5 protein-coding genes are annotated in these 8,005 nt (G+C 71.3%); 2 read left to right on the top strand and 3 right to left on the bottom strand.

Going from position 1 to position 8,005, the window contains the following annotated elements:
- Positions 1–182: 182 nt before the first annotated feature.
- Together ABD798_RS21095 and ABD798_RS21090 are read right to left on the bottom strand one after the other, a co-directional pair.
- Positions 183–962, bottom strand: coding sequence for an ABC transporter permease (locus ABD798_RS21095; protein WP_344877399.1), 780 nt, complete (start codon positions 960–962; stop codon positions 183–185).
- The gene (locus ABD798_RS21090; protein ID WP_344877397.1) at positions 959–1,906 is read right to left on the bottom strand and encodes an ATP-binding cassette domain-containing protein; all 948 of its coding nucleotides are present in this window, start codon (positions 1,904–1,906) and stop codon (positions 959–961) included. The genes ABD798_RS21095 and ABD798_RS21090 overlap by 4 nt, the downstream gene beginning before the upstream one ends.
- Before the next feature lie 89 nt (positions 1,907–1,995).
- Between ABD798_RS21090 and ABD798_RS21085 the strand changes: the two genes are divergently transcribed.
- Positions 1,996–2,760, top strand: a complete 765-nt coding sequence (locus ABD798_RS21085; protein ID WP_344877395.1) for a TetR/AcrR family transcriptional regulator — start codon at positions 1,996–1,998, stop codon at positions 2,758–2,760.
- Positions 2,761–2,943: 183 nt separating this feature from the next.
- On the opposite strand, the gene ABD798_RS21080 is transcribed toward ABD798_RS21085, so the two are convergent.
- A complete protein-coding gene (locus ABD798_RS21080; RefSeq protein ID WP_344877393.1) occupies positions 2,944–3,384 on the bottom strand; it encodes a nuclear transport factor 2 family protein in 441 nt (146 codons plus the stop codon).
- Positions 3,385–3,629: 245 nt separating this feature from the next.
- Here ABD798_RS21080 and ABD798_RS21075 point away from each other — a divergent pair, with 245 nt between their 5' ends.
- Complete coding sequence (locus ABD798_RS21075) at positions 3,630–7,991, top strand: hypothetical protein (protein WP_344877391.1); 4,362 nt, start codon at positions 3,630–3,632, stop codon at positions 7,989–7,991.
- Positions 7,992–8,005: the final 14 nt, after the last annotated feature.

Below are 8,005 nucleotides of genomic sequence, written 5' to 3'. Positions count from 1 at the left end.
GGGGTTCTATCCCGTGCCCCTGTAAGGCCCAGGGGCACGCGCAAGGGGCCCCAGGTCAAGCCGACCCCACCCAGGAACCGGCGCGAACCACGCACCCCCGCTGGTACCGGTGCGGCCCGGAAGCCCAGCCGATACCAGCAGAAAGCCCAGCCGTCCCCAACCAAAAAACCCCACCCCAAGAGCTAAACCCCCAACCCCCGCCACCTCCGCACACTCAACGGCACAAAAACCGCCACCAACACCACCGGCCACACCACAGCAAAAATCACAGCATTCTCGGCCACCCAAGACGCCCCAACCCCAGGATTCCCGAACAACCCCCGACAAGCAGCAACAGTCGCCGACAACGGATTCCACTCCGCCACCGCCCCAACCCACCCGGGCATGGTCTCCGGCGACACAAAAGCACTCGACAAGAACCCCAGGGGCCACACCAGAATCTGCGCGGCCGCCAACGCCTCCGGCCCGCGCATCAACAGCCCGACGTAAATCCCCACCCAGATCAACGCGAACCGCAGCAACAGCAACAACCCGAACGCCACCAGCGTCGGCAAGAACCCGCCGTGCGAGCGCCACCCCACGAGCAGCCCGCACACGACCAGCACCACGAGCACCGCCGCCGCGTTGAGCATGTCCGCGCAGCTCCGCCCCAACAGCACCGCCGACGAAGCCATCGGCATGGACCGGAACCGATCGGTCACACCGCGCTGCGCGTCCGCGACGACGGACGCCATGGTCGATTCCATGCCGAAGACCATGGTGAGCGCGAACATCCCCGGCATCAGGAACTCGCGGTAGTTCCCTCCGCCGGGCACGCTCAGCGCCCCGCCGAACAGGAATCCGAACATCAGCACGGTCATCACCGGGAACAGCAGCCCGATGACGACCGGGGTCGGCTGGGCGATCCAGTGCCGCAGATCGCGCTGGGTCAACGTCCACGTGTCGGCGGCGAGCCTGTTCACGCGGCCTCCTTCCCGGTCAGGTGCAGGAAAACCTCGTCGAGGGTGGGGCGGCGCAGCGTGAGGTCCTCGACGTCGACGGCGGCCTCGTGCAGCGCGGTGACCGTCCGCGTCAACGCGCGAACCCGATCAGAGACGAGCGCTCCGATCAGGCGAGTGTCCTTGTCCACCAACGGTTCCGAGCCGGTCGCGACGGCGATGAGCGAAGCAGCTCGCGCGAGGTCGGCCGCTTCGTGCAGCACCACCTCGATCCGGTCTCCGCCCAGGTCCTCCTTGAGCGCGGCCGGGCTGCCCTCGGCGATCACCCGTCCTGCCGCGATCACCGCGACGTGGTCGGCGAGCTGGTCGGCCTCCTCCAGGTACTGCGTGGTCAGCAGCACCGAGGTGCCCGCCGCCACCAACGCGCGCACCTCCTCCCACACTTCGGCTCGGCTGTGCGGGTCGAGACCCGTCGTGGGTTCGTCGAGGAACAGCACCTTCGGCGCGCACACCAGGCTCGCGGCGAGGTCGAGCCGCCGCCGCATCCCTCCGGAGTACTTGCCGACCGCCCGCGTCGCCGCGTCGACGAGCCGGAAGCGCTCCAGCAGCTCCCCCGCCCGCGCCCGCGCCGCACGAGGCCGGAGTCCGTGCAGCCGCCCGAACATCACCAGGTTGTCGCGCCCGCTGAGCACCTCGTCCACCGCCGCGTGCTGCCCGACGAGGCCGATGCTCGCGCGCACTTCCCGCGGCTGCGTCGCGACGTCGAAGCCCGCGACCTCCGCTCGCCCGGAATCGGCCTTGAGCAGCGTGGTCAGCACCCGCACCGTCGTCGTCTTGCCCGCGCCGTTCTGCCCGAGCAACCCGAGCACCCGCCCCGGCGCCAGGTGCAGGTCCACCCCGTCCAGCACCGTCGTGTCGCCGTAGCGCTTGGTCAGACCCTCCGCGCGGACAGCCGTCTCCGATCCCAACCGGCACCCCCTTCGTCGTCGTACGTTGTACCGTACACCGTACCGAGAAGCTACGATGACCCTGTCGTCAGCAGAGCGGAAGGCGTTACATGGGCACCGAATACAGCGGCACGGGAGACCCGGCCAGGAGCCTCGCCCTGCTCTGGCGCACCGCCGAACGCAGCGCGAGGAAGGGCAAGACCGACCTCAGCGTCGACAGCATCGTGCGGGCCGCGATCGAGGTGGCCGACCGCGACGGGCTCGGCGCCCTGTCCATGCGCCGAGTCGCCGAGGAGCTCGGCGTCGGCACGATGTCGCTCTACACGCACGTGCCCGGCAAGGGTGAGCTGTTCGACGTCATGCAGGACACGGTCAACGCGGAGACCGCTCGCCCCGACCTCGGCGACCAGCCGTGGCGCGCCCGCCTCGACCAGGTCGCGCGCGAGAACCACAAGCTCTACCTGCGGCACCCGTGGCTGCTCCAGGTCGCGGCGAACCGCCCCGTGCTCGGCCCGAACCTGATCGCGAAGTACGACTACGAGCTGCGCGCGGTGGACGGGATCGGCCTGAGCGCGGTCGAGATGGACTCGGTGATCACCCTGGTGAACGGCTTCGTGCACGGGGCGGCCCGCACCAGCCTGGACGCGGCGCAGGCCGAGCAGCGCACGGGCATGACCGACGAGAAGTGGTGGCAGGCGCACCAGCCGTTCCTGGCCCGCATGTCCGACGCGGAGAGCTACCCGCTCGCGGCGGCGGTCGGCACGGCGGCGGGCGAGGCCCACAACGCGGCGGTGAACCCCGACCACGCCTTCGAGTTCGGCCTCGAACGCATCCTCGACGGCATCGAAGCCCTGATCAGCCGCCGCACCGGCTAGCCCGAGTTCACCAGTCTTCAAGACCCGCAAACCCCCGCCGCAACGGTCTTCAACGACCGCAAACCCCGTCAGCCGCGCCGAAGTAGGACGCGGTTGACGATGATCGAAACCGGGGTTGAGGGGTCTTGAAGACACGCGAACCCCGCCCCGGGCGCGTTGGGCCCGGGGCGGGGGGTCGTGTGACTACAGGTTCTCGCCCCAGCCGCCCTGGATCATGGTCTGGAAGAGCCACTTCCCGTCGACCTTGACCAGGATGTCGGCGTAGCGCACGTCCTGCGAGCCCTCCGCGGTGGTGAACCGGGCCTCGGTCACCACGACGACGAGCTTGTCGGTCAGGAAGATCGGGTTCCGCACCGACTCCATCGTGACGTCACCGCCACCGCCGACGACGTGCTTCATCGACTCGACGAAGCCCTCGCGCGACCACTGCGCCGCCGCGCCGTTGCCCTCGGCCGAGTCGCTGACCACGTTCAACGGGTACAGCGCCATGTCGGCCATCTTCTCGACCGCGCCGGCGGCGGCGTGCGCGTCGTACTCCGCGAACCACGCGTGCACGCTCGCCACGTCCTGCTCGCCCGGGCTGAACGCACCGCTGACCGCCACGGACTCCGGAACACCTGACATCTGCTCTCCTCCTCGTTCGCCGTACATCATACCGTACACCATACGACGAATGCGGAGCGTGTTAAGTTCCCGGATCGGGTTCTGGTCTTGTGATTGCGACTCACGCGGTCGAGCGAAGCCGTGCAACCATGTGTGCTGCCTCGCGTCGGTTTGCGCCCATCTGGAGGAGTGTTCGTGGTTCCCTCGACAGTGAACGCCGCTCCGCAGAGCACCGCCCGCTGACGGGGTTCCGGGAAGGCAAGGACATGCGCGAGCGACTCGGATTCGACATCGAGGTCTCGCACAACGAGCACCTTCGGCCGGGCGCCCGCGAACTGGACGCCGTGCTCTCGGTGACCGCCTCCCCGCTGGCCACGGCCCCCACCGAACCACCACCGGCCGCCGAAGTGATCATCTTCGACGCCTCGGCCCCCGCCGCCCTGGACGGCGTCAAGCACGCCGTGATGGCCGCGATCGACGCCCTCCCGGACGGTGTGGCCTTCGCCGTGCTGGCCGGAGCGCGGATGGCGTTCCCCGTCGGACGCCAGCTGTGCCCGTCGACCCCCGAGAACCGCGCAGTGGCGAAGGCGGCCGTCTCGATCGTGACACCGACCGGTGTTCCGGCCGCGATGCGCGACCAGCTCGCGTTGGCGGACCGGCTCTTCGTCGAGCACGAGGGCGCGGTTCGCCACGCCCTGCTCGTCACGGCCAGTGACAGCGGCGAGTCCGAGCAGGACCTGGCCAGCGCCGCCGAAGCGTGCGTCGGCCACTTCGTCTGCGACTGCGTCGCGGTCGGCGAGGGCAGCGACATCGGCGGGCTGCGCACGGTCGCCACCCGGCTCGGCGGCTCGGTCGAGCTCGTCGCGGACCCGGCCCGCCTGGCGACGAACCTCGTCAGCGCGGTCTCCGGCGTGATGACCAAGTCCGTCACCGACACCGCGATGCGCCTGTGGCTGCCCAAGGGCGCGCGGGTACGGCTGCTGGAGCAGGTCCACCCCGTGCGCGTCGACCTGACGCAGCGGCGCGGGCGGCTCGGCTACCGCACCGACGCGTGGGGAGCCGAGCGGCGCGAGTACCACCTGCGCGTCGAACTCGACCCCTCCGGCCCCGGCCAGTCCGTGATCGCGACGCGCGCCAGGCTCGTACGGCCCGCCGTGGTCAGCGAGCCCGGGGAGTTCGTGCCGCTCGCCGCGGGCCTGGTCACCGCGAGCTGGAGCGAGGAGATCGCCCGCACCCTGCCGCTGGACCGGCGGGTGGCGGACGTGCTCGGCAAGGCCGACCTGGCCAAGGCGGTGCACGCCGCGCTGACCGCTCGTGCTGAAGGGAACTTGGTGGCCGCGAACGAGCAGTTCAGCGAGGCGGTGCGGCACGCGGCCGAGGCCGGTGACTCCGAGACGCTGAACCAGCTGGACCGGGTCGTGGAGTCCGACCCGGTGACCGGCGCGGTCCGGCTCAAGGAGCAGCCCGCCGCCAACGGCATGTCCGTCGTGCCCAAGCCGCCCAAGCCCGCTCGCCGACGCCGCGCCGTCGTGCAGGCCATCGAGACCACCGTGAGCACGCCCAGCCCTCGCCCGCGCGGACGCCACCGCCGCGCCGACGACGAGATCCTCGACGCCCCTTGGGAACCCGCCACCGACGAGGTCCCCTCTCCCGTCTCCGCCGAGGCCCTGCCCAAGCCAGAGGCCGCCGCCGAGCGAGCCCCCGACCCCGCGTCCGCTCCCGCCGAGACCCCGCTGCCGCGCGTCGAGATGTCGCCCCCAGCCGAACCTCCCGCCACCGAGCCACTCGAAGAGCCGGTCGCGGAGACGGTCGACGAACCTGTCGCGGTGCCGATCGAAAAGCTGGCCGGAGATCTGGTCGGAGAGCCGGTCATGGCATCGGCGATGACGTCCGTAGTGCCGCCGGTCGCGCTGCCGTCGATCACCGCGCTGCCGAACCTCGAACCGCTGCCCGAGCCCACCGCGACCGCGCCGTCCACGCCATCCGCATCGCCCGCGCCGCCCCGGCCGCCCGAGTCGTCCGTGCCGATCACGCCGTCTGGGTCACCAGCGCCGCTCACATCGTCAGCTCCGCCGCCAACGCCCACGCCGTTCGGATCCTCGGCGCTGTCCACGCCGCTCGGATCGCCCGCGTTGTCAGCGCTGTCGTCATCGCCCGCGCCGTCCGGGTCGTCTGCACCGCCCACGCCACCCACACCGCCCGCACAGTCCACAGTGGACAGTTCGGCGGGTTCGTGGGGCGGCTGGCCTTCGCTGCCCGCGAGCCCGAACGGCTCCGCCGCACGTCAACCGGGCGCCACCGAGACCACGGTGCTCCAGCACCCGGGCCGCCGCCGCAAGCACGCACTGCCGTCCGGCGAGATCCCGCGCGTCACGAAGCTGATCTCCCAGGTCGCCGCGCCCGAGCCACAAGCGACGACGGTCCTCCGCCGCGACCCCGCCGCGAAGCCGATCGCGCTGACCCCCGTGCCCTCCACGCCGCAGAAACCCTTGCACCCCAAGCCCGCGACACCGAGCCCTGGCACGCCGCAGCCCACTGTCCCACCAAGCACAGGTGCCCCGCAGAACCTGGCCGCCCCGCCCACCGTCGTCGCCTCGCTCGCAAGCTCCCCCGCGGTCGACTCGCCCACGGTGCTCGCCCCCAAAACGACCGAACCGACCGCGCTGACCCCAGCCGCACCCGACGCTGAGCCACACCCTGTTGTCACCAAGGCAATCGCGCACAATCCCGCAGCAGCACCGAACGCAGGCACGCGCCCAGAAGCAGCCACGCAGAACGGCGCGCCCACGGTGCTCGCCCCGGTTCCCCTGGCGGCGCAGTCGCAGCCGATGCACCCGGCCCACCCCGCGCAAGCCTCGCGACCGGCGATCCCCGCGCCGAGCCCGAACGGTGGGCGGTCGAGCGGTCCGTGGCCCGCCTCGCTCCCGCCGGTGACCGCCGTGCGCACGGGGCTCGCGCTGGCGGCCGATCCGCGCAAGGACCTGGACCCGGGACTCGGCGTGCTCGCGGCGCAGAACTTCTGGTTCTGGGTGGAGATCCCGGCACTGCAACCGGTTCCCGGCGCGGAGGACTCCGTGCTGTCGGTGGCGCTGTTCGAGTTCCCGGGCGAGTTCGCGATCAAGCAGGACGCCGCGCTCGGGCAGATCCGGCTCGGCGCGGACGGCAGCTCGACGGTCCTGCGGCAGCCGTCGATCGTCCAGGACGGGACGCGGCTGTGCTTCCCCGTCACCTCGCCGTACACGCTCGGCCCCGCACGCCTGCGCTGCAACGTGTACTGGCGGCAGACGCTGGTGCAGTCGGTGCTCGTGCACGTCCAGATCACCGCGAAACCCGTTCCGTGCCAGAACGCGATGACGTCCACAGTGGACTACCGCGTCGCGGATCCGGTGGAAACGCTCGGCATGACAAGGGTTCCCGAGCACTCGGCGAGCCTGATGCTGACCGGGGACGGCAGGGGGAGCCAGTCGGTGCGGCTGCTCGCGACGGACGGCAGGCAGACGCTGCGCGCGGAGACCTCGCTCGGCGAACACCAGCTCGCCGAGGAGATCCGCCTCGCGCGCGGCGCGCTGAACCGGGTGGCGTGGGCCAGTTCGGAGCCGTGGCGCGCGGGCCTGGAGTACCGCTACGCCAAACCCCCGACGATCGAGCAGTTCACCGTCGACCTCGGCCTGCTCGCCACGCACGGCCGTCGCCTGTACCAACTCCTGATGAGCGGGGTGCCCGGGGACGTCGGCGCCGCGTTCGCCAAGCCGGGTTTCGTGCAGGTCCCGCTCGCGCCGTCCAGCCGCCACGTGCTGCCGACGGCGCTGATCTACGACCTGCCGCTGGACATCGGCTCGCCGGTCCTGCGGCTGTGCGCGGACTTCCTCGCGGCGGTGCAACGCGGCGGCCTCTACGGCAGCCCGTGCTTCCTGCGCACCTGCGCGCACGCGCGGCAGCCCGACCCGGCGACGGTGTGCCCCGGCGGTTTCTGGGGTTTCCGGCACGCGCTCGGCCTCCCGGTCTCCGTCGGGCTCGGGCCGTCACTGCCGCCGACCCTGCCCTCCGGAAACGGCGTCGGCCTGGCGGGCGGGCTCTACCGGGGTTTCGCCTCCGCTGACGAGCACAGCGCCTCGCTGCGCAGAATGCTTCCCTGGCGCGGTTTCCAGCTCGGCGAGACCCCGGATCGCACACTGTCCGAATTGGACAGTGACCCGCAGGTCGTCTACTTCTACGCGCACGGTGGAGTGGACGGCGACACTCCGTTCCTGCGCGTGGGCACCGACTCCGACGAGCCGCTCACGCCCGCCGACTTCCGCCAGCGCGGGCTGCGGTGGCAGCGGAGCAGACCGCTGGTCTTCCTCAACACCAGCGGTGTCACCGGGATGCGGCCCGAACGCGCCATGGGACTTGTCGGCTACTTCGTCACCGAGGCGCTCGCCAGCGGAGTGATCGGCACCGAGACGACCGTCTTCGAGGAACTGGCCGACGAGTTCGGCCAGGAGGTGCTGCGCTCCTTCGTGATCAACCGCGACGCCATCGGGGTCGCGGTGATGCGCGCCCGGATCTCGCTGCTGGCGAAGGGAAATCCGCTCGGCCTCGCCTACGTGCCGTTCGTCTCACCGTCGATCGGCCTCGCCGCGGGGTAGTCGCGGCCGGGTAG

It is taken from the genome of Allokutzneria multivorans, assembly GCF_039537405.1.
Classification (GTDB): domain Bacteria; phylum Actinomycetota; class Actinomycetes; order Mycobacteriales; family Pseudonocardiaceae; genus Allokutzneria; species Allokutzneria multivorans.
The sequence above is the reverse complement of the archived record's forward strand: the minus strand, read 5'-3'. Positions and strand labels throughout refer to the sequence as shown.